At 67.4% G+C, this 20,917-nt stretch carries 18 protein-coding genes and 1 other RNA gene; 8 read left to right on the top strand and 11 right to left on the bottom strand.

Annotated elements, in window-relative coordinates:
- Positions 1–258: 258 nt before the first annotated feature.
- Positions 259–3,777 carry a hypothetical protein gene (locus BM360_RS02490; protein ID WP_131819162.1) on the bottom strand — a complete coding sequence of 1,173 codons (3,519 nt, stop codon included), beginning with the start codon at positions 3,775–3,777 and terminating at the stop codon, positions 259–261.
- A 714-nt stretch (positions 3,778–4,491) separates the two neighbouring features.
- Positions 4,492–7,758: a calcium-binding protein gene (locus BM360_RS02485; protein ID WP_207544516.1), complete on the bottom strand. Its 3,267-nt coding sequence runs from the start codon at positions 7,756–7,758 to the stop codon at positions 4,492–4,494.
- A 500-nt stretch (positions 7,759–8,258) separates the two neighbouring features.
- On the opposite strand from BM360_RS02485, the gene folE reads away from it, so the two are divergent.
- Positions 8,259–8,876 carry a GTP cyclohydrolase I FolE gene (folE, locus tag BM360_RS02480; protein WP_093313634.1) on the top strand — a complete coding sequence of 206 codons (618 nt, stop codon included), beginning with the start codon at positions 8,259–8,261 and terminating at the stop codon, positions 8,874–8,876.
- A 13-nt stretch (positions 8,877–8,889) separates the two neighbouring features.
- Here folE and modB read toward each other — a convergent pair whose 3' ends face one another.
- The 5 genes from modB to BM360_RS02455 form a co-directional block, all read right to left on the bottom strand.
- Positions 8,890–9,567 carry a molybdate ABC transporter permease subunit gene (modB, locus tag BM360_RS02475; protein WP_207544515.1) on the bottom strand — a complete coding sequence of 226 codons (678 nt, stop codon included), beginning with the start codon at positions 9,565–9,567 and terminating at the stop codon, positions 8,890–8,892.
- Positions 9,564–10,238 (bottom strand): molybdate ABC transporter substrate-binding protein, encoded by a 675-nt coding sequence (gene modA, locus BM360_RS02470; protein ID WP_242653278.1) that lies wholly within the window; start codon positions 10,236–10,238, stop codon positions 9,564–9,566. Before modA ends, modB begins: the two co-directional genes overlap by 4 nt.
- Positions 10,239–10,394: 156 nt before the next feature.
- Positions 10,395–10,586 (bottom strand): hypothetical protein, encoded by a 192-nt coding sequence (locus BM360_RS02465; protein ID WP_131819161.1) that lies wholly within the window; start codon positions 10,584–10,586, stop codon positions 10,395–10,397.
- Positions 10,587–10,643: 57 nt separating this feature from the next.
- Positions 10,644–10,856: a KTSC domain-containing protein gene (locus tag BM360_RS02460; protein ID WP_093313630.1), complete on the bottom strand. Its 213-nt coding sequence runs from the start codon at positions 10,854–10,856 to the stop codon at positions 10,644–10,646.
- Between the two features lie 122 nt (positions 10,857–10,978).
- On the bottom strand, positions 10,979–11,560 hold the full coding sequence (locus BM360_RS02455; RefSeq protein WP_341350574.1) for a Crp/Fnr family transcriptional regulator: 582 nt from the start codon (positions 11,558–11,560) through the stop codon (positions 10,979–10,981).
- A gap of 441 nt (positions 11,561–12,001) precedes the next feature.
- Between BM360_RS02455 and BM360_RS02450 the strand changes: the two genes are divergently transcribed.
- Together BM360_RS02450 and BM360_RS02445 are read left to right on the top strand one after the other, a co-directional pair.
- Complete coding sequence (locus BM360_RS02450) at positions 12,002–12,976, top strand: sensor histidine kinase (RefSeq protein WP_165611179.1); 975 nt, start codon at positions 12,002–12,004, stop codon at positions 12,974–12,976.
- Positions 12,977–13,011: 35 nt separating this feature from the next.
- Complete coding sequence (locus BM360_RS02445) at positions 13,012–13,779, top strand: LytR/AlgR family response regulator transcription factor (RefSeq protein ID WP_093313628.1); 768 nt, start codon at positions 13,012–13,014, stop codon at positions 13,777–13,779.
- Positions 13,780–13,913: 134 nt separating this feature from the next.
- Here the strand turns inward: BM360_RS02445 and ssrA are convergent.
- Positions 13,914–14,256: a transfer-messenger RNA gene (ssrA, locus tag BM360_RS02440) on the bottom strand.
- Between the two features lie 33 nt (positions 14,257–14,289).
- On the opposite strand from ssrA, the gene BM360_RS02435 reads away from it, so the two are divergent.
- Positions 14,290–14,718, top strand: a complete 429-nt coding sequence (locus BM360_RS02435) for an RrF2 family transcriptional regulator (protein ID WP_093310196.1) — start codon at positions 14,290–14,292, stop codon at positions 14,716–14,718.
- A gap of 9 nt (positions 14,719–14,727) precedes the next feature.
- Here the strand turns inward: BM360_RS02435 and mscL are convergent, their stop codons facing one another.
- A complete protein-coding gene (gene mscL, locus BM360_RS02430) occupies positions 14,728–15,177 on the bottom strand; it encodes a large conductance mechanosensitive channel protein MscL (RefSeq protein ID WP_093310194.1) in 450 nt (149 codons plus the stop codon).
- A gap of 122 nt (positions 15,178–15,299) precedes the next feature.
- On the opposite strand from mscL, the gene BM360_RS02425 reads away from it, so the two are divergent.
- From BM360_RS02425 to BM360_RS02410, 4 genes are read left to right on the top strand one after another with little or no spacing between them, the layout of a single operon-like run.
- On the top strand, positions 15,300–15,917 hold the full coding sequence (locus BM360_RS02425) for a LemA family protein (RefSeq protein WP_093310191.1): 618 nt from the start codon (positions 15,300–15,302) through the stop codon (positions 15,915–15,917).
- A gap of 5 nt (positions 15,918–15,922) precedes the next feature.
- Positions 15,923–16,789 carry a TPM domain-containing protein gene (locus tag BM360_RS02420; RefSeq protein WP_093313626.1) on the top strand — a complete coding sequence of 289 codons (867 nt, stop codon included), beginning with the start codon at positions 15,923–15,925 and terminating at the stop codon, positions 16,787–16,789.
- Entirely contained in the window at positions 16,789–17,460 is a 672-nt protein-coding gene (locus BM360_RS02415) for a TPM domain-containing protein (RefSeq protein ID WP_093310189.1), read from the top strand. Before BM360_RS02420 ends, BM360_RS02415 begins: the two co-directional genes overlap by 1 nt.
- Positions 17,457–17,999, top strand: a complete 543-nt coding sequence (locus BM360_RS02410; protein ID WP_093310186.1) for an NUDIX hydrolase — start codon at positions 17,457–17,459, stop codon at positions 17,997–17,999. Before BM360_RS02415 ends, BM360_RS02410 begins: the two co-directional genes overlap by 4 nt.
- 156 nt (positions 18,000–18,155) lie before the next feature.
- Here BM360_RS02410 and BM360_RS02405 read toward each other — a convergent pair whose 3' ends face one another.
- Both BM360_RS02405 and hrpB read right to left on the bottom strand, forming a co-directional pair.
- Positions 18,156–18,437, bottom strand: coding sequence for an ETC complex I subunit (locus BM360_RS02405; protein ID WP_093310183.1), 282 nt, complete (start codon positions 18,435–18,437; stop codon positions 18,156–18,158).
- A 33-nt stretch (positions 18,438–18,470) separates the two neighbouring features.
- On the bottom strand, positions 18,471–20,909 hold the full coding sequence (gene hrpB / locus BM360_RS02400; protein ID WP_242653277.1) for an ATP-dependent helicase HrpB: 2,439 nt from the start codon (positions 20,907–20,909) through the stop codon (positions 18,471–18,473).
- Between the last annotated feature and the right edge of the window lie 8 nt (positions 20,910–20,917).

The following is a 20,917-nucleotide window of genomic DNA, read 5'->3' as shown; positions in this document are numbered from 1 at the left end:
GGTGTGGCCGGTAGTAGCCAGCGGTGGGGTGAGCCTCCAACTTCAGCAATAGCATGGCTTCCGAACCAAGCGCTTCACCATTCTATCTGAGATCACCCGCTCGGGGTGCGGGATGACCCGCTCAGCCGACCAACCGTGACGACAGCGACTCGCCGGATCGTCGGGCGGCACCCGGGGTGACCCCGTCGGCTAAGTAGAGGCGAGTGCGCAACAGACGGCGACCGCAATGGCTGCGTCGCCGCGCACCCGCTGTCTCGCTTACACCAGAAAGTCCGAGGTCGAGAGCAGCGACAGACTCAGTCCGGTCAGCAGGATTTGATGATCCGGGTCCGTCCCGAGCAACACATCGGTCCGCCCGGAAAGTGAAACAATCTCGCGCGCGTCAGCGAGCGGATTCACGCCGGAATACCCCCAACTGCGCAGGTCGAGCGTGTCTTCCGCGGGGTTGAAGCCATTGACCGCGTACAGATCGTTTTTGCCGAGCGTCAGGGTCTCTGCCCCAACCTGTGCAGTGAGTGTCGTTACCTGGCCGCGTGCGTCCGGATGGGTAAACAAGGTGTCGAGCAACGTGTCCGGCACGACGCCGTTGCGGAACATGTCAAGCCAAACAGCTACTTCGCTCGCCTCCGCGGCACGCCCGAAATAATCCTCGTACATCGAGCGGATGGTGCCGGCGCTGTGCTGCGCGCCTTCTTCCGTGCCGAGGATCGCTTGGCGCAACGAAGCGGCCGGCGCGTCCGCCTTGAACAGATCCTGCCAAACCTCGATCTCACCGTTTGTGGCGGTCCGCCCCATATAGGTGCGATAGGTCGTATTGATCGCCTGCGCGCCTAGAGCATCCTCGACGATGACGTCGCGGATATCGTCGAGGTTGGCGCCGTTACGGATAGCGCCGCGCCATACGTCCAGCTCGGCCGCCCTAGCCGCCCGCCCGCCGAAGTCACGATAGAGCACGTCGACACCCATGTCGGCGCGCGCCACGCCCTCGTCCGAGTCGAGGATGGCGGCATTGAGCGCGGCTGCCGGCGTGCCTGCCTTGTATGCCCCGCGCCAGTAGGCGATTTCTTCGGCTAAAGGATCTCTGGCGAGGAAATCACGATAATCCTCAGCAATCCCCAGTGCGCCAAGCTGATCGTCGACGATGGCGTTCCGCACACCATCGAGCGTTGTGCCCGACGCTAGCTGCCCGCGCCAGTAGCTGAGGTCGCTCGCGCTCGCATGCTGACCGCCAAATGCCTGGTAGAGAGCGTCAATCGACCGGTCGACACGCGCTTGCTCGACGGCCGCGCCAGCGACTGCTTCCCGCAGTGTGGAAAGGTCGGAACCGGACAGGAATGCGTTCCGCCAGTAAGCGATTTCGCCATCGCTCGGCATGCGACCGAGGCCTTGCTGGTAGACCGAGGCGATCGCTTGAGCCCCCAATGCATCGTTGATGATCGCCGAACGAACGTCAGCGATCGTAGCACCAGAAGCGAGCGCACTCGTCCAATAAGCCAGATCGCTACTGCTCGCCGGCCGACCGCCAAGAGCACGGTAAGCACCGTCGATCGGAGCATAGGCGCTGTTCGCCACAGCGCGCAGTGCATTGTTCGACCCATAATCATCCGTCACGGCCGTGAGCTGAAAGACGCCGTTCGCGATGGTCAGCGTGCCGTCGGCGACACGATCACCATTCGTGTCCACCTGCACCAGCGTTTGTCCGCCGCCCGCCTCGAAGCGATATTCGCCGGCAACTCCCGTGAACGCCGCAGTGCCGATGAACCGATCCGCAAGCACGCCGTCGGTGTTCAGCTCCGCAGTGTTTGCGCCAAGGTCGATGGTATCGTCGAGATCGAAGTCGGTGATTGTCGTACCATCGAGGCCCGCGACGGCGAAGGTGAAGTCATATAAGTCGGCACCGCCGCCGCCGGTGTAAGTGTCACGACCGCTCGAACTGTTGATGCCGGCAAAGATGTCAGCACCTCGACCGCCTATCAAGGTGTCGTTGCCGCGACCATCGGCCAGGATCAAGAAGTTGACATAGACCCCAGGATCGTCCGTGTTGATTGCAGATGCGTCGATGACGTGGCCGAATGTATCCCCATAATCGCCGACAACCAGCTCATCCACATCCCAGACAGTGGTGGCGACACCTGCCTGCGTGACGACCGCATTGCCATCTTGGTTACTCACCGTTGCCGTTCCGCCCACGGCCGATATGGAAACGACAACCTGATTGTTGCCCTGCTGGCCGTCGAAAGTCCCGCCGCCTAGACCCATATAGACAAGGTCGTTACCAGCGCTGCCGCGGATCTGATCATAGCCGTCGCCCATCACAAGTGTCAGCTGCACGCCAGTGGGTGCCGCGAGAGCATCTACCTGATTGCCCTCAGCACGTTCGCCACGGAAGTCGATCACCAGCCGCTCGACGTTCACGAAGCTGGTGTCGATCTTCGTGCTGTCCGAGTTGATGAACGCCCCGTTCCTGAATTGATAGACGCCGCCGGGGGTCGAGGTGTCGAACAGGTTGCGATCTCCCAGCACGATGCGCAGCACATCGTTGCCTGCGCCGCCGTCGATCCGGTCCACGCCGCTGCTGGCAAAGATCGTGTCACTGCCGCCCAGCGCGTTGATCACATCGTCAGTCTCGCGCTGCGTGGTCAGCACATCGGCACCGTTGGTGATCGCCGGCGCGGGCCGGTAAGTCTGACCCCGCAGTCCCTCACGATCTTCGTTGAGCAACGGATCTTTGCCATTCCAGACGGCCATGAATCCGCCAAGCGCATCCGCGGCGATGTCGGACACTCCCCCTCTGCTCGTCACCCGGAATTCACCGCCAACCTTGCCCATGTCTGCATCGAAGGTCTGCGCTTGGCCCAGGTTGTCGTCGCTCCACGCGACGACAAAGCCGCCGCTTCCGTCCGTCAGAGCGGTCACGGAAGGAGCGTTCTGCGACCCCGCAGTGCGCGTGTTGACAATCACCCGCTCGCCCAGCGCTTGCCCGGTCGCGCCGCTGAAGCGTTGTGCGACGACGTTGTGATCGGCAGCGCTGTCAGGCGTATCCAGTGCAGTTCCGACAACCACATAACTGCCGTCTGCCAATGCCGCGATGTCCGCTGCCTTGAAGTCGATCCTGAGTGGAGAGGTAGCGGCGCCGGTATCCGTGAAGGTCTGGACATAATCCAGTCGGGTGAGTGGCTGATTGATGATGTTGCCGTGCCATGCGACGGCGTAGCCGGTGCCGACGCTCTCCACCGCAGAGAGGACGGGGCCATATACGGTCGTATTGTCGATCGTCTGCGAGAGCGGCACCAGTGTTCGGTTCTCCAACAGCGTGCCGTTGGTCCCGATAACTTGCGCTTTCAGAAGTGAAAACCGGCCGGCCTCTTCTGTCTCCTGATAGATGAGCACGTGGCCGGCATGATCCCTGCTGATGGCAGCATCGAACGTCCGCTCGCCCGCTGCGCCTGGCAGCTTGACAGTTTCACCAACCGGCAGGCCGATGTAATTGTAAGTCTGCGCGCGTACGCCCGCACCGTCCTGATCCCAGGCGATGATGAAGCCGCCGCCCACTACCGACGCGATCGTAGCTCCGCTCGCATTGGTTGCTACCGTTATAACGCGCTCGACCGGTTCCCCTAGGATCGGTCGCCCATTCGCATCGACGATCCGCGCTTGGATAGTCGCACCGTCCTGCCACACCACGGCGTAATTGCCATTATCAAGCCCAACGAGGCGCGAAGCCGTACCGTCTTGGCCGCTGTCAAGGGCAACTTCGAACTGGTTGATGATGTGCACGGACGCTCTCCCTTGCGCCACCCACGACGGGCGTGACTCACCTGTTGATGAAGCAGGGCCGCGGTTTGCGTCATCCCCCGATCAGGGGATGGCGCGGACATGGACAGGCCCAGCCGCTTGAAGTTCTCAGAGGATCGCTATCGGAGTCGTCGCGCAGCGAGCAGCCCCGCTCGCCCCACCATAAACGCCCCGGTAGGCCGCCCATCAGCATGGCTGCCAATCCTGCGCAGGCTCACGTTTTTCGTCGGTTGTGGCGGCGTGTCGCACGCCCGCCGCGCCTCAAGGTAGGCGTCGCAATCCTCGGCCGTGTGCTAGGAGCGGCAGTTGATAATCGCGACATAGTTGATCTCGCCAAACTGGCGAGGGTCGCGCCGTGTGCGGGTGAAGATCTGCCACCGCGCGGCAGCCTCGTTCCCGGTATCGAGGCTAAGCTACTCGGGCACCGTAGTCGGCTACTCCGACCAGCTTGCGGCGGAAGAGTAGCTTGATCAGCTGACTTCGTCGTCGGTCGTACCCCCCGTTGTGAGTCGAGGAATCGCAATCTTCAGTCCCCAACTGACAACGCGCGCGCGGGAACGAGAAAGACGCGTGTCTGGCGACCTACCGGAACACGGAGCCAAGGCCCGCACCACGCTTCCACATCACCACAATCGGCAAGCATCGCCTGCTTGGTGGTCATGCGGAAGCGCTTGGCCATAGGCGGCTAGGCTCAGTTCACACCAGGAAGTCTCCTGCTGAGAGCTGGCTCAGCTGGATGCCGGTGAGCAGCACGTCGCCGCCGCCGAGCAGCACGTCGATACGGCCGTCGAGGCTGGTCACCTCGCGTGCGCCCAGCAGCGGATCAACGTTCGCCAGCGCGGAGCCGCGCAGGTCGAGGAGGTCGGCTGCGGGATCGAAGCCCTCGATCAGCAGATGCTCGGACGAGCCGAGTCGGAAGGTGTCTGCCGCGGCTGTGCCACCTGCCCGCACGACGCCGCCTGCCGAGGCATCGGGGTGAGTGAACAGCGTCTCCAGCAGCGTGTCGGTTCCCGCGCCGTTGCGGAAGATGCCGCGCCAGGCGTCCACCTCTCCGGCATCTGCTGCACGGCCGAAATAGTCGCGGTAGTATGTGTCGATCGTCTCGGAGACATGGCGGCCAAGGACGCCATCGTCGAGGACGGCACTGCGCAGTGTGTCATAGTTCGCGCCGCCCCGGATCAGGCCGATCCACACCTCGGTCTCGGCTGCCGTCGATGCGCGGCCGCCGAGATCGGTATAGATGTCGGCGATCATCCCCGCGGTATGCGCACGTCCTGCGGGATCGGAAAGAATGGCGTTCCGCAGGGCGCTCGGCTCCGCACCGTCCCTGAGGATGCCCTGCCATACCGCGATTTCGTCGGTACCCGCAGCGCGGCCGAACAGGTCGAGATAGGTTTCGTTGATCATGTTCGCGCCGAGCGCGTCGCCGATCAAGACCTCGCGGACGTCGGCAAGCGTGGTCCCGCTCGCCAACTGCCCGCGCCAGAAATCAATCTCGCCCGACGCCGCCGCACGACCGCCATAGTCGCTATAGAGGCGGTCGATCGCAGCGTTCGTATACGCGATACCCGCCGCGTCGGAGAGAATCACGCTGCGCAGCGTGACGAGATCCGCTTCGCCTCCAAACATTTTGCGCCAAGTCGCCACCTCCGCGTCCGACGGGGCACGGCCAAACAACTCCCGATAGCTGCCCTCGATTGCGCGCGCGCTGAGCGGATCGGCGAGGATCGCGCCGCGCACGTCGCCGACGGTTGCGCCTGAGGCGATCTGGCCTCCCCAATAGCTAAGCTCGCCGTCCGTGGCTGCACGACCGCCATAGCGCTGGTAGGTCGTGTTGATCGCGCCGAACGCAGCGATGGCAATGCTACGATCGGTGAACCGCAGCGTCTCGATCTCGCGCAGCGTGTCGGTGCCCTCGGCCGAGGTGACGATCAACGCGCCGTCATCGGCGAAGCGCAGGCTGGCCGCGCCGCTCGCCACGCCGAACACCGCCACGTCGCTGCCCTCTCCGCCGACCAGCAGATCGTCCCCGGCACCGCCGGTGAGCACATCGTCGCCGGCAAGGCCGAGCAGCCGGTTTGCCCGCGCATCGCCGGTCAGCGTGTCGCCGCCGTTCGAACCTCGCAGGTTCTCGATGGAGATCAGCGTGTCTCCCTGCGCGTCGCCGCCCGCCGCTTGCCCGGTCGCCAGGTTCACCCGCACCGCATTGGCGCTGCCGGCATAATTGGCCTCGTCGCTACCCTCGCCGCCGTTCAGCGTGTCGGCATTGACGCCGCCATTCAGGATATCGTCACCGGCCAGCCCCTCCAGCACGTTCACGCCGTTGGTTCCGACGAGCACGTCGTTGAACGCCGACCCGCGCAGGTTTTCGATGTCGATCAGCACGTCGCCTTGAGCGTCGCCGCCCTCACGCTGCGTGCCCTGCAGAACCACGACGACGCCCGTCGCGCTCGCCGAATAGTCGGCCGTGTCCGTTCCCGCGCCACCATCGAGCGTGTCGCCGCCCCCACGCCCGATCAGCACGTCATTGCCAGCGCCGCCATCGAGCGTGTCGTCGCCGCCCAATCCGATCAGCACATCGTCGCCGGCACCACCCTCAAGTCGGTTCGAACCCGAATCACCGACCAGCCGATCCGCAAAAGCCGATCCGACCACGTTCTCGATACTGTTCAGCGTGTCGCCAGCTGCGGTGCCGCCGCTCGTCTTGCCGGTCGACAAGTCGATCGAGACAGCCGCGTCGCTATCGTCAAAGATCGCCGTGTCGGAGCCCTCGCCACCATTGAGCACGTCCGCACCCGCGCCGCCGTTCAGGAAGTCGTCGCCTCCGAGACCGTTCAGCGTGTCATCACCACCAAGACCAAGCAGGATGTCGATCGCGGGCGAACCGGTCAGTGTCTCGCCTGCGTTCGTCCCTTCGGTGCTGTCATAGTAGAAGCGCAGCGACGCATCGAAGAGGTTACCGCCTGTACGATATTCCCAGCTCACCACGAAGTCGCCGGCGCCGATCGAGGCGACTGTCGCATTGCGCACGTCTACGTCACCCGGCGCGTTGAAGGTGAACGCATCGCCGACCTTTGCAGCGGCATCGTCGAAAACCTGACCGTATACCGTCGCGCCACTCTGTGACGAGCCGCTGTAGGTCAGCACGAAGCCACCGTCGTCCAGCGCTGCCACGGTCGGCAAGATGGAAGATGTTCCCGAAACTGCGAAACTGCGGTTTGTCGGCCCACCGGTTGCGGTCAACACCTCGCCTCGCACGATGGCGCTTGATTGCAAAATCTCCAGCCAGGAGACCACGATTTCGCCCGAGGCAAGCCGCGTCAGAGACGGGTAGCTGAAATAAGCGCCCGGCGCGGGGGTCCGCTGCCCGATTGCCTGCTGTTCGACCACGCCGGTCGTGGGATCATAGGCACGGAGTTCGATGCTAGCGGGCGAGAAGATAGTCGAGGTGGCGACGAGCACACGGCCGTCCGCAAGCGAAACCGCGGCCGCGCTTGAAGCCATGCTGGAGGACGTGAAGGCATCCTCGTTCAGCGGCGTACCGCCGCCATCGAACGTCCGCACTGCGCTTGCGGATGCGCTGACGCACCAGCCGCCGACAAACCCACCGTTTTCAAGCGCAACCAGCATGAGGTTGGATTGTGAACCGTAAGAAATAGACGACATGAGCGTTGGCTGCGACAGCGCCACACCGTCCGCATCGAACACGCGCACGAACGCCTTGGACCCGTTGTACCCCGACGGGCTCGGCACGTCCTCAAGCCAAGCTACGGCATAGCTCCCGTCGGCGAGGCCGACCACGGTCGACTGACGCCCTCCCGCCGCAATCAGCACTTCGGGACCAATTGCCGCTCCACTGCTGGTGTAGCGGCTGGCATAGATGCCTTGCGTATCTTGCCAGACGCTAATGACAGTGCCTGATGCCAAGGTCGCGAGATCGACGCTGTAGGGCGATTGGCCCACGCTGCCTACATCGACTTCCGAACCGCTGGCGAACCTGTTCCCGGCAATAACGTCGACCATTGAAACCCCCTCCGCATCAGGAAAGCGTTCACGCTTCCTGAACCCCTCCTTGCTGCTACGATAGGGCTTGGACACTGGCAACCACGCAACCTCGTCAGCCTCGACGCAAGCGGCTTGGGCTGGCGTTCTGATTCAGCGCGGCTCAGTTTATCGCGGAGAAAGCCCAGCATTGTCAGGCGCGCGCTTCTGAAAGGGCACTCCTGCCGCTCTGCCGTTCACAGTCTTGTCGAATTGCGCCGTGAACGCAGGTGCGTCAGTCCATCCAGCCAGACGACCGCACCGGTACGCCACGGATCGGCACCTGATCCCGCCAGTGCGTAACGATCGACCCAGACGGCCGCCTCCGCTTGCCGCCGCCCTCTGCGCGCGACATAGCTGCGTTCCGGAAAGTGGAAGCCGACTGCGGCACTCCCCACTTCGGCAACAGGGAAAGGATGGCCATGAGCGAACTCGCCACCGACAGCATCGACGCGCCGCGCGGCCCCGACGGGAAGATCGTGGTGCCCGACCATGTGGTGGAGGCGTTCCGCACCATCCTGCGCTGGACGGGCGACGATCCCGAGCGCGAGGGCCTGCTCGATACGCCCAAGCGCGTCGCGCGCGCGTGGAAGGAATATTGCCAGGGCTATGGCGAGGATCCGTCGCACCACCTCAGCCGCACGTTCGACGAGGTCGGCGGCTATGACGAGATCGTGCTGCTGAAGGACATCCCCTTCCAGTCGCACTGCGAACACCACATGGCGCCGATCATCGGCAAGGCCGCCATCGCTTATTTGCCCAATATGCGGGTCGTCGGCATCTCCAAGCTCGCGCGCGTGCTGCACGGCTTTGCGCGTCGCCTCCAGGTGCAGGAACGCCTGACCGCGCAGGTGGCGGACTGCATCTGGGAGCATCTCCACCCTCACGGCGTCGCGGTGGTGATCGAGGCGAGCCACGCCTGCATGACGGCACGCGGCGTCCGCACGCCGGGTGTCGCCATGACGACCAGCCGGATGATGGGCGTCTTCCGCGAGGATGAGCGCTCGCGGCAGGAAGTGCTCAAGCTGATGGGCTATTGACCGGCGGCTCGCCTTAGCGCCGCAGCCGTCGTGCGATCAGGTCCGCACCGATCAGCGCGCCCAGTGACAGCGCCGCGGAGAAAAGCGACAGCCGCCACGCCAGCGGCTCGCCGTCCGGCTCCTGCAAGGCGGCGTGGATGGCAAGCGGCAGGGTCAGCGTCTCCCCTGGCACCGCGGCGACGAAGGTGATCGTCGCGCCGAACTCACCCAGCGCGCGGGCAAAGGCCAGCACTGCCGCCGCGAGCAGGCCGGGCAGGCTGAGCGGCAAGGCGATGCGCAGGATGCGCTTCAGCGTGCCCGCGCCCAGCAGCCGCGCGCTCTCGTCCACCTCGGGCTCGATCGCCTCCAGCGACAGGCGAATAGATCGCACCGCCAGCGGGAGCGCCATCACCGCGCTGGCGATCGCCGCGCCCTCCCAGCTGAACAATGGCGGCTTGACGCCAATCGCGTCCAGCAGGCGCCCCAGCGGCCCGGCGGGCGCGAACAGGATCAGCAGCACGTAGCCCACCACGACTGGCGGCAGGACGAGCGGCAGGTGGATCAAAGCGTCGAGCAGCAGCACCCCGCGGCCTCGCTTGTGCGCCAGCACCCACGCCAGCCCCCACGCGACCGGCAGCAGCACGATGGTCGCCGCCGCCGCCACCTTGAGGCTGAGCGCCACGATCACCCAGATGGCAGCGTCCGGGCTCACCGGGGCGGCAGGAAGCCGGCGCGCAGGAAGGGCGCGCGCCCGGCCGGAGACAGGAGGAAGGCGCGGAACGCCGCCGCGTCCGGATCGCGCGCTGCAGTCGGGATGGCGATGACGTAGCGGACCGGCGGGGTCAGCCGCGCGGGCACCAGCCCGGCGCTGCGCACGCGCGGCTCGACGGCGATGTCCGTCGCATAGACGATCGCCGCCGCCGCCGCACCGCGTGCCACCAGCGCGAGCGCGCCTCGTACGTCGTCCGCCCGCACGACACGTGACGCCAGTCCGCGCCACAAGCCAGCGCGCTCCAGAGCGGCCTTGGCATATCGCCCCGCAGGCACGCTTTCCGGTGCCGCGAGTGCAAGCCGTCCAGTTCCGACGAGCCAGCTCAGGTCATCCATCCGCCGCAGCGGCGCGCGACCGCGCGGCACGGCCACCGCCAGCCGGTTGGCGAGGAAGGTCGCGCGGGTGCCCGGCCGCAGCCGCCTTTGCCCTTGCAGCCGGTCCGCCCAGGCCTCGTCCGCCGATACGAACAGATCCGCAGGCGCACCTGCCGCAATCTGCCGCGCCAGCGCCGGCGTGCCGGCGAAGACGAGACGCGGCGGCTCATGCCCCTGCCGCACCCACGCGGCCGCCGCCTGCGTCATCCCCTCGCGCAGGCTGATCGCCGCCAGCACCGTCGGGGCTGCAGACGCCGGCGCACCGGCCAGCAGGAGCGAGAGCAGGATCAGGAAGCGCGGCAGATCGGTGGCTCCGGCGGGGATACGGACAGGCTCCGCCCTATCGGCTCCGCCCTGCGCGCGCCAGCAAGGTGTCGAATGCGGCTCCGCGCCTCAGTTCTGCCGATCCGATCCTGTCGAACCCGCGCTGCGATGATCGGCGTCGGCGGCATCGATCCGCCGCAACAGTTCGCTGAAGTCGTCCGGATTGCCCAGGGGATAGACGTTGCGCAGGCTGTTCCCCCACCGGTCGAGATCCCGCTGCGTTAGCAAGCTTACCGCTACGAACCGGTCGCGCTCCGACATCACATCCACCCGAAAGAGAGAAACTCAAACGCGCCGATGCCGGAACGGTGCCTCGCGTCATGCTTGCGGGCGAAATCTCCGGCGGGCAGGGTCGAACCGCCCCTCGAAGCGACCCTTGATTGCCTCGTTGAAGTACCGTCCGGCCGATTGTGCCGCCGCAAGCGCTTCGAACACGGCGCGCGGCACGCCCGAATAGACATATTTGCCGCGCCCGCGAAACCAAAGGCTCAGCGTCGCCGCATCCTCGTCATAGACGGCACGGTCCAGCATCGACGATTTCAGCCTGACACCCAGCATAAGCCGCTGGACGTGCTCGCAGAATCACCGTTCCGCCCCCTGAGCCGACCCGAGTCGCTTTCACGCCCACCCGAGTCGCGCGCGGTAAATGAGAGCTATTCCGCCGCTTCGGCAATCTGCGCCAGGTAATCGCCATTGAGGATGCGGATGCGCCCTTGCGCCAGTTCGATCACCCCGGCGCCTGCCCAGACGGAGAGCTGGCGGTTGATGTTCTCGCGGCTGATGCCCACGAAATTGCCGAGCTCCGACTGGCTGAGATCCCCCGCCAGCTTGTGGCCGTTCGCCTTGCTGTCGGTCAGCCGCTTGAGAAAGCGGGCAAGGCGCGGCCCGGTGGCGAAGGCGCGGTCCGTCTCGATCGTCGCATCGCTCTCGCGCAGGCGCCGCGCCATGTCGCGCAGCAGCGCCATCGCAACCTTGGGATGCCCCTCGACGAATTCGAGGAAGGCGCGCTGCTTGATGCGCAGCACGCGCCCCTTCCACAGCGCCGTCGCCGATGCGGTGCGCGGCTCGCCGTCCAGCACGGCGATTTCGCCCAGCACCGCGCCGGGCTCGGCATAATCGAGGATGATCTCGCGTCCGTTGGACGTCACCATCGAGACGCGCGCCACCCCTTCAAGCAGGATGAGCATCGCATCGCCCTCCTCACCTTGCTCCAGGATGGTTTCGCCCGACTTCATCGACTGCAGCGTCGACAGCGAAAGAAGCCGTGCCAGCTCGCTCTCCGAGCAGCACGAAAATACGGAGTGCGGCGGAAGAAGATCCGCCAGTTCAGCTGACGTAAGCGCCATTTTAGCCCCCTGCGGAACGGCGGTGCGCCTGCCCGAAACGGCGGCGCGCCGCGCCTTGTCTCACACTCTTCGGCCATTGCGAAGGGGGCGCGTCCCGGCGCGCGCGCGTCGACGAAGACGACGCACGGTGCGACGGCGCGGGCATGAACCCTTTTCGGATCCAGTCTATGGTGCCCGTCACAGGCGATGCCTGAAAGGTCGGGATCGAGGGGCGGAACGGCATTGCGCGCGGACGAAATCGGGGCACGACAGAGTCTCTGGCTGACCTGCGGCCTATGGTTCTTCACTTATCTGACCTTTCTGATCCCGAGTTTCGCCGACGATGGGCACATGGCCTGGCAGGGCTATCCGATCATCGCCGCCGCGGTCTCCGTCGGGCTGGCTTTGTCGCTGCCGCTGTTCCTGCTGATGCGGGCAATCCGGGAATGGCCGCTGTGGCTGCGCATCTTCGATGCCGCGATCGCCGCCGCCGGCATGGCGTGGATCCATGCCCTGCTCGATTCGGTCATCGTCGATCTCGGGCGCGAGACTCTGATGGGCTTTCCGATGCCCGCCTTCGAGATCCAGCGCATCATCGAGAAGTTCGGCAATTACGTCTTCATCTACGCGCTCTACGTCACGGGCATCGGCCTGATCATGTCGACCGCGCTCGCCCACGCGCAGGAGCGCGAACTGGCCGAGGCGCAGGCGGCGTCCAACCAGGCGCAGCTCGCCGCGCTCCGTTTCCAGCTCAATCCGCACTTCCTGTTCAATACGCTGAACAGCATTTCCAGCCTGATCGTCACCAAGCGATCCGAGGCGGCGGAGGAGACGGTCGCGCGCCTGTCCGAATTCCTCCGCGCCAGCCTCGCCGCCGATCCGCAGGGGCAGGTGACGTTGCAGGACGAGCTGGAAACGCTCGCCGCCTATCTCGATATCGAGCGGGTGCGCTTCGGTGAGCGGCTGCGTTTCGAGGTGACGTGCCCGCCCACGCTCTACGGCGCCATGGTGCCGAGCTTCATCCTCCAGCCCTTGGCGGAGAATGCAGTGAAATATGCCGTCGGCCCATCCCGTCGCGGCGCCACGATTTGCGTCGAGGCGTCCGAGGAGAAAGGTCGGCTTCGGTTGCAAGTAGAGGATGATGGCGAAGGGCTGATCTCGCAAGACCAGCGCGTCAGCACCGGCGTAGGCTTGAATAATGTTCGCCGGAGGTTGAACGTCCTCTACGATTCGCGCGCGTCGCTGGAATCGGGGTCCACTGGCGCAGGGTACAGGGTTGTGCTGCGGCTGCCGCTCAGCTTCGCTGACGTGGCGCTCCGGGCATGACGAACGAGGGACAGGGACACGTGGGGGGAGCCGACATGCGGGTGCTGCTGGTCGACGACGAGCAGCTGGCGATTGATCGCCTGGAAACCCTGTTCGCCGATGTCGAAGGCGTCGAGGTGGTGGGTCGCGCGCAGGACGGGGACGAGGCCTTGGCCTCGATCAAGGCGCTGACCCCCGATCTCGTCATCCTCGACGTGCAGATGCCGGGGCGCAACGGCCTGTCCACCGCCGCTTCGATCGATGTCGAGCCGCGGCCGGAGCTGGTCTTCGTCACCGCGCACGAACATTATGCGCCCGACGCCTTCGAGGTGGACGCTGCCGACTATCTGCTGAAGCCCGTCCGCTTCGACCGCCTCCGGCAGGCCGTGGAGCGGGCGCGCCGCCGCCGCTCGATCCGCGAGGCGGCGGAGCGCGCGGGCACGCTGGAGGCGGAGAATGCGCAGCTGCGCAGCCTCGGCTCGCCCCCGCCCCCCTCCGAGGAGGCCGAATTCTGGGTGCCCGAGCGGCATGGGCTCCGCCGCGTACCGGTCGATTCGATCACCTGGATCGAGGCGGCGCGCGATTACGTGCTGCTCCACACCGACACGCGCAGCCACATGCTCCGCGCGACGATGAGCGCGCTGGAGCAGAAGCTGGCCGGCACGCCGCTGATCCGCGTCCACCGCTCCGCCTTCGTCCGGCCGGATCAGGTGAGCGAGATCAAGCGCGCGAACCGAACGACCACGCTGGTGCTGAAGGATGGTGCGGTGGTGCAGGTCGGCCCGAACTATGCCGACACGCTGGAAAGCGCGCTAGGGCTATAGCTACGCCGTCGTGCCAGCAAATGCTGGCATCTCTGGGTGGTGAGGGCCACCACACGAGATCCCGGCTACTGCTGGGGGCACGCTGCCATGGGGAAAGTGGGGAGCTTCTGTTGCTCGGTGCTCCCCGTACCGCCGGTGTCCGCTTCTGTTGCCCGGTGCGGCCCGAACCGCGCTTTTGTCGAAACTAACCTAGTCCGTTAGGACCGGGTTAGGCCGCAATCGCGAGCGCCTCGTTGTCGTTGGCACTTGTGGTTTTGAGCCTTTTACGGGTTACTCAGCCCGGGCAAAAACAGAATGCTCGTCCGCACGTCGATCCTAGTTCGGCCCCGTCAGGAGCACCGCTGAAAGCGATCCTTCTGGTGGAGCCGCCGGGTACCGCCCCCGGGTCCGCTGCGCCTTACACGCTGCCATTTATTGCCATAGCCGGCCGGAGCCGGCACGTTCCGATATAGGCGCCCGCGCAGCCGGCGCAAGCTTGCCGATCGGCCCTGCCCACCCCATCTGGCGGCCATGCTCACCCGCCGGTCCCGCTATGCGTTGCGTGCGATGGTGTCGCTCGCCTCCGCGGCCGACGCGCACCCCATTTCCGTCACGCGCCTGGCCAGTGATGCGCAGGTGCCGCGCAAGTTTCTCGAGGTGATCCTCGCCGATCTGCGGCAGGCCGAACTCGTCATCAGCTATCGCGGCAAGGCAGGCGGCTTCCGTCTAGCGCGCGCGCCCCACCTCATTTCGCTTGGCGACATCATCCGCGTGATCGAAGGGCCGCTCGCGCTCGTCCCATGCGTCAGCCGCACCGCCTATCGACGCTGCGCCGATTGCCGGGACGAGGCAAGCTGCGCGATCCGCCGTGCGATGCTGGTCGTCCGCGATCAGACCGCGCGCATCCTCGACGGCACCAGCCTTGCGGATGCGACCGCCGAGGATCTCGCCGCCGCCTGAAGGGACGGCTCAGGCGCCCGGACGCCGCCTCAGCTCGTCGCGGATTTCGCGCAGCAGGACGAGGTCGGCGGGCTCCGGCGGCGGCGGGGCGGCAGCCTCCTGCACCTTGTCGCGGTTCAGCGTGCGGTTCACCGCGCGGACCAGCATGAAGATGACGAACGCGACGATCAGGAACTGCACCGCCACGGTGACGAACTGGCCGTAGCCCAGCAACGGCACCCCGGCCGCCTTCAGGTCGGCATAGCTGCTGGGCGATCCCTTGAACGTCTCGGGTACCGGCCCCAGGCGCAGGAAATAGCCGGAGAAATCCAGCCCGCCTGCAATCTTGCCGATGATCGGCATGATGATGTCGTCCGTCAGGCTGGAGACGATCTTGCCGAACGCCGCGCCGATGATCACCGCCACCGCCAGATCCAGCACGTTGCCCCGCGCGATGAACGCCTTGAACTCCTTCAGCATCCTTGCCCTCCCCTAAGCGCCGTCCTTTCTCCCGCCTTCACTGATCCGGATCAAGTCCGGCGGCGATTGCCGTTCGCGCAACCGCATCCTAGATTGCCGCCGTTCGTTTCAAGGGGGTGTCCATGTCCGTCCTGTTCCGGCTGAAGGCGCTGGCGCCTGCGCTGCTGCTCGCGGTCTCCGCCTGCGGGCTGAACAGCGTGCCCACCGCCGAGGAAGCGGCCAAGGCGCGCTGGGCGGACGTGCAGAACGAATATCAGCGCCGCGCCGATCTCATCCCCAATCTCGTCGCCACCGTGCAGGGCTATGCCGCGCAGGAAAAGGACGTGCTGGTCGGCGTCACTGAAGCCCGCGCCCGCGCAACGCAGACCAACATCACGCCCGCCCAGCTCAACGATCCGGCCGCACTGCAACGCTTCGGCGAGGCGCAGGGCGCGCTCGGCAGCGCGCTCTCCCGCCTGATGGTGGTGGTCGAGAAATATCCCGAGCTGAAGTCGAACACCAACTTCCTCGCGCTGCAATCGCAGCTGGAAGGGACGGAGAACCGCATCACCATCGCCCGCCGCGACTATAACGAGGCGGTGCAGGCCTATAACACCCGCATCCGCACCTTCCCCGATGCGATCGGTGCGAAGGTCTTCCACGGCGCGCAGCCGATGGCGCCCTTCCAGGCAACCACCGCCGGGGCGGAGAGCGCGCCCAAGGTCAGCTTCCCGGCCGCAGCGCCCGCGGCAACGCGCTGACCTTGATGCGCGCCGCGTTCCTCCTGCCGGCGCTGCTCGTCGCCGCACCGGCCGCGGCGCAGACCTTCCCCAAGTTCACCGGCCTCGTCGTCGATCAGGCGAACGTGATCGACGATACGGCCGAGGCGGCGCTCCGCCAGCGGCTGGAGGCGTTGCAGCGCGACACCAAGCGACAGTTCGTCGTCGCCACGATCCCGACGACCGACGGCTATGACAAGGCGGATTACGGCAATCGCCTCGCCCGCGCCTGGGGCATTGGCCTCAAGGGCGCGGACAATGGCGTGCTGCTGTGGGTCGCCCCCGGCAACCCGCCCGGCGAGCGGGGGCCGCGGATCGAAGTGGGCTACGGGCTGGAGCCGGTGCTGACCGACGCGCTCTCCAGCGTCATCATCAACACCGAGATGATGCCCCGGCTGGAGCGCAAGGACGTGTCAGGCGCGATGGTGGCGGGCGCCGATGCGGTGATCGCGCAGCTCCGCCAGCCCGACGATCTCGCGCGCGACAAGGTCGCCAAGGCTGAGGCGGAGTTTGATCGCCAGCATGGCGGCGCAGCGGCCGGTCAGCGGAGCGGCGGCAGTGGTGCCTCCTTCATCATCTGGGCGCTCATCCTCGGCTTCGTCCTGCTCACCCTGTTTCGCCGGGGCGGAGGTGGCGGAGGCGGCGGCGGTGGCCGGCGCTATCGACGTCGTGGCGGCGGACCCATCGTCATCTGGGGTCCGGGCCTTGGCGGCGGCTGGGGCGGCGGCTCGTCCGGCTGGGGTGGGGGCGGCTCCGATTGGGGATCGTCCGGTGGTGGCGGCTGGGGCGGCGGTGGCTTCACCGGCGGCGGCGGCGGCTCGTTCGGCGGCGGCGGCGCGTCAGGCAGTTGGTGATGCGGCTTACCCCTCAGGATCACGCGCTCGTCTCCGCCGCGGTCACCGCGGCCGAACGGCAGACCGATGGCGAGATTGTCGCCATGGTCGCACCGCAGTCGGACAGTTACGGCGATGTCGCCCTGCTCTGGGCGGTGCTGGCGATGCTGCTCGTCCCCGCCGTCCTTGCCGCGGTGCCCGGCCACGGCGTGCCGCTGCTCAGCGCAGTGGCGGGCGATTGGGATGCGGTCTGGGCGCCCGGCACCCTCCTCACCCTCCTGCTCGCCGCCATGGCGCTGGTCCTGCTCGGCGTCCGGCTGCTGCTCGCCTGGCAGCCGCTGCGCATGGCGCTGACCCCGCGCGCTGTCCGGGCCGCGCGCGTCCGCGCCCGCGCCGTCGCCTTGTTCCGCGCCGCGATCGAGGCACGCACCGCCAGCCGCACCGGCGTCCTCGTTTATCTCAGCCTTGCCGAGCACCAGGCCGAGATCGTCGCCGACGAGGCCATCGCCGCTCGTGTCGCGCCCGAGGCGTGGGGCGATGCCATGGCTGCTTTGATCGACGAGGTGCGCGCAGGCCGTCCGGGTGAAGGGCTCGCCGCCTGCGTCGCCGCTACGGGCACGCTTCTCGCCCAGCACTTTCCCCACACCGGCAGCGATCCGCAGGAGCTGCCCGACAGGTTGATCGAGCTATGAGCCACGAACCCGACACGCCCGAGGAAGAGATGTGGCGCGGCCGCTTCATCGTCGCGAAGCGACGGGGGAAGTGGGAATATGTCGGCCGCACGCGCGGCGTGCATGCCGCGGTGATCCTCGCGGTGCATGACGGTCACGTCCTGCTGGTCGAGCAATATCGCGTGCCCTTGCAGGCGATGTGCCTCGAACTCCCGGCAGGCCTCGTCGGCGACGAGGAAGAGGGTGAGGCGATCGAGATCGCCGCCGCGCGCGAACTTGAGGAGGAGACCGGCTACCGGCCCGCCTCCGTCCGCATCCTCCAGCGCTTCGCCTCGTCGCCCGGCATGGTGTCGGAGGAATTCTCGCTCGTCCGCGCGGACGGGCTGGAGAAGGTCGGCGATGGCGGCGGCGTGGCGGGCGAGGACATCGTCGTCCACCGCGTCCCACTGGCAGACGTCCGCACCTTCGTCGAGGCGAAGGCCGCGGCGGGCGTGAAGCTCGACGTCAAGCTGCTCCTGCTGCTCGCGGCAGATTATCTGCGCGGTGGAGCAGAGGCGTAAGGCACAGCGCCTCACCCGCCTTGCCCGGTAGGATTGCAGCCGCTACGAACCGATACGGTTCTTTCTCAACACAGGACTAACCTCGTCCCACAGCCTGCCTGTAGGAAAAGGCCTTCTGAGTGTAAACTTTGTCAACTTAAGCGAGGCGTCCGCGCCTCACTTGAAGTTGTCGGCGTAGCTCTGCAGCTTCAGCTTGCGCTCTCCCGCTGCGGTCACCCGCGCCGTCAGCCCTTCGCGCTCGGCATAGGCCTGAGCCGCCTCGAGCGTCGGGAACTCCAGCCGCAGCTGCTCGCGCGTGAAGCCGGAACCGGCCCAGCCGGTCAGCGGATCGACCTGCTTCGGTCCGGTCGGCTCATATTCCAGCACCCAGCGGCCGGCGCGGGCCCGGCCGGATTGCATGGCGTTCTTGTCCGTCTGGTAGATGCGGGCGTCGGTCATGGCGTTGAGCCTCTATGGCGCGCGGCCGCTCCGTCAAGAGCGCGCGGTGGCCTTCTTGGTGCGAAGCGTCGGATCGGCCGCGGCCGGATCGTCCGGCCACGGGTGCCGGGGATAGCGCCCGCGCATCTCCTTGGCGACCGCCGCCCAGCTGCCCGCCCAGAAGCCCGGCAGGTCGCGCGTGGTCTGAATCGGGCGTCCCGCGGGCGAGGTCAGGCGCAGCACCAACGGCACGCGCCCACCGCCGATCGTCGGATGCCGGTCCAGCCCGAACAGCGCCTGCACGCGCAGCTCCACCGCCGGCCCGCCCTCCGCGGCATAATCGATGGCATGCGTGCTGCCCGCGGGCGAGCGGAAGCTGGCGGGCGCCAGCCGATCCAGGGCCTGCCCCCCGTCCCAGCCGAGCAGAGCCTCCAGCGCCGCGTGCAGCTCGCCCGGCGGGATCGCATCCAGTCGCCGCCTGCCCTCGACCAGCGGCGGCAACCACTCGTCGAGTTGTGCCAGCAGCGCGTCGTCCGACAGGTCGGCCAACTCCGCTCCGCCCTTGGCGGCATAGGCGGCCCGCTGCCGCAGCCCCTCCGCGGCCTCACCCCAAGGCAGCAGGGCCAGCCCATGCGTCCGCACGCCTTCGACCAGCGCCGCCGCGATGCTGGCCCGGTCCGCCTCCGCATCCGGCCCGCGCGACAGCCTGATCGCTCCGAGCCGCCGCTCCCGCATCGGCTGCACGCCGCCGGTCGCCGGATCGAAACGGGCGGTGCGCACCGTCTCGATGCGGTCGGCAAACAGGCGCTCCACCTCCGCTTCTTCGAGCGGCGCCGCCGCCAGGATGCGGGCTCCCACAGCCGATCCCTGCACCTCGGCAACCGCCAGCCACTCGGCCCGCGCAAGGGAGGAGGCCGCGTCCAGGCGGTAGCCACGCCCCCCGACCGAAGCCCACTCCTCACCCGAAGGCCCACGGCGCTTCGCCAGCCGGTCCGGGAGGCCCCGCGCCAGACAGGCGCCGACCGATTCGGCCCCACCCTCGCCCTTGCCGGCCAGTGCCGCCCAGCGCCGCGCCAGCCCGCGTGCCGCCTCGGCCCGCCCGCCCCGCTCCTGCCGCCAGCGTCGCAGGCGCACCTCGAGGTCCGCATCCTGCCCGCCCAGACCCCGTTCGCCGAGCAGCACCGCCACCTCCGCTGCCAGCATCCGATCGTTCGCGCTCAGCAGCATGTGCGCCAGCCGCGGCGGCAGCGGCAGCGCCGCCAGCGCCCGTCCATGCGGCGTCGGCCGCCCGTCGCCGTCCAGCGCACCGAGTCCGGCCAGTCGAGTCCTCGCCTCGTTCACTGACGCGGCAGGCGGCGGATCGATCCAGGCGAGCGCCGACGGGTCGGCGACGCCCCACAGCGCGCAGTCGAGCAGCAGGCCGGACAGGTCCGCCTCAAGGATCTCGGGCGGGTCGAAGCGCGGCAGCCCGGCCGTGGCTGCCGCCTCCCACAGCCGGTAGGCGACACCAGGGGCCTGCCGCCCTGCCCGGCCCGCCCGCTGCGCCACGGCCGCCTGGCTCGCCCGCTCGGTGACAAGTCGGGTGACGCCGGCCGCCCGATCATAGCGCGGCCGGCGCGCCAGCCCGCTGTCGACCACGATGCGCACGCCGTCGAGCGTCAGGCTGGTCTCGGCGATGCTGGTTGCAAGGACCAGCTTGCGCGTGCCCGGCGGGGCCGGTGCGATCGCCGCTCGCTGCGCCGCCGGATCGAGCGTGCCATGCAGCCGGTGCAGCACGAGTTCGGACGGCAGGCCGCCGAGACGCTCCGCCGTCCGCTCGATCTCCGCCAAGCCCGGCAGGAAGGCGAGCAGCCCGCCCTCCTCCTCCGCCAAGGCGCGGCGGATCGCCGCCGCCATCGCATCCTCGATCCGTGCTTCCGCCGTCCGGCCGAGATGACGCAGCTCCAGCGGGTGGCTCCGCCCCTCGCTCTCGATCACCGGCGCGCCCTGCATCAATGCGGCGAAGCGAGCTCCATCCAACGTGGCGGACATCGCCAGCAGGCGCAGATCGGGCCTGAGCGCCCCTTGCGCATCGAGCGCCAGCGCCAGTCCGAAGTCACCGTCGAGGCTGCGCTCATGCACTTCGTCGAACAGCACGGCGGCCACGCCGGCCAGTTCGGGATCGGCCTGGATACGGCTGCGGAAGATCCCTTCGGTCAGCACTGTGACGCGCGTGGCAGCGGAACGGCGACTGTCCAGGCGCGTGGCATAACCGAAGGTGCGGCCGACCGGCTCACCCGCCGCGGCTGCCATCCGCTCGGCCGCCGCCCGCGCCGCGATCCGCCGGGGCGAAAGGAGCAAGATCTCACCCCCGCACCATGGCTCTGCCAGCAGTGCAGGAGCGACCGCCGTCGTCTTGCCCGCACCGGGCGGTGCGACGAGGACTGCGTTGGAGCCGGTGCGAAGCGCTGCGAGCAGCTCCGGCAGGACGGCATGGATGGGCAGATCGCTCACGATAGCTC

The organism is Sphingomonas jatrophae, assembly GCF_900113315.1.
GTDB classification, from domain to species: Bacteria; Pseudomonadota; Alphaproteobacteria; order Sphingomonadales; family Sphingomonadaceae; genus Sphingomonas_P; species Sphingomonas_P jatrophae.
This window is presented reverse-complemented; position numbering and strand designations above follow the sequence as displayed.

Bases quoted from the DNA above. Each gene is read 5' to 3' on its own strand.
- folE (WP_093313634.1), top strand. From the start codon at position 8,259: ATGAGCGAACTCGCCACCGACAGCATCGACGCGCCGCGCGGCCCCGAC.
- BM360_RS02465 (WP_131819161.1), bottom strand. From the start codon at position 10,586: ATGTCGGAGCGCGACCGGTTCGTAGCGGTAAGCTTGCTAACGCAGCGG.
- BM360_RS02460 (WP_093313630.1), bottom strand. From the start codon at position 10,856: ATGCTGGACCGTGCCGTCTATGACGAGGATGCGGCGACGCTGAGCCTT.
- BM360_RS02455 (WP_341350574.1), bottom strand. From the start codon at position 11,560: ATGAAGTCGGGCGAAACCATCCTGGAGCAAGGTGAGGAGGGCGATGCG.
- BM360_RS02450 (WP_165611179.1), top strand. From the start codon at position 12,002: ATGGCCTGGCAGGGCTATCCGATCATCGCCGCCGCGGTCTCCGTCGGG.
- BM360_RS02445 (WP_093313628.1), top strand. From the start codon at position 13,012: ATGCGGGTGCTGCTGGTCGACGACGAGCAGCTGGCGATTGATCGCCTG.
- BM360_RS02435 (WP_093310196.1), top strand. From the start codon at position 14,290: ATGCTCACCCGCCGGTCCCGCTATGCGTTGCGTGCGATGGTGTCGCTC.
- mscL (WP_093310194.1), bottom strand. From the start codon at position 15,177: ATGCTGAAGGAGTTCAAGGCGTTCATCGCGCGGGGCAACGTGCTGGAT.
- BM360_RS02425 (WP_093310191.1), top strand. From the start codon at position 15,300: ATGTCCGTCCTGTTCCGGCTGAAGGCGCTGGCGCCTGCGCTGCTGCTC.
- BM360_RS02420 (WP_093313626.1), top strand. From the start codon at position 15,923: ATGCGCGCCGCGTTCCTCCTGCCGGCGCTGCTCGTCGCCGCACCGGCC.
- BM360_RS02415 (WP_093310189.1), top strand. From the start codon at position 16,789: ATGCGGCTTACCCCTCAGGATCACGCGCTCGTCTCCGCCGCGGTCACC.
- BM360_RS02410 (WP_093310186.1), top strand. From the start codon at position 17,457: ATGAGCCACGAACCCGACACGCCCGAGGAAGAGATGTGGCGCGGCCGC.
- BM360_RS02405 (WP_093310183.1), bottom strand. From the start codon at position 18,437: ATGACCGACGCCCGCATCTACCAGACGGACAAGAACGCCATGCAATCC.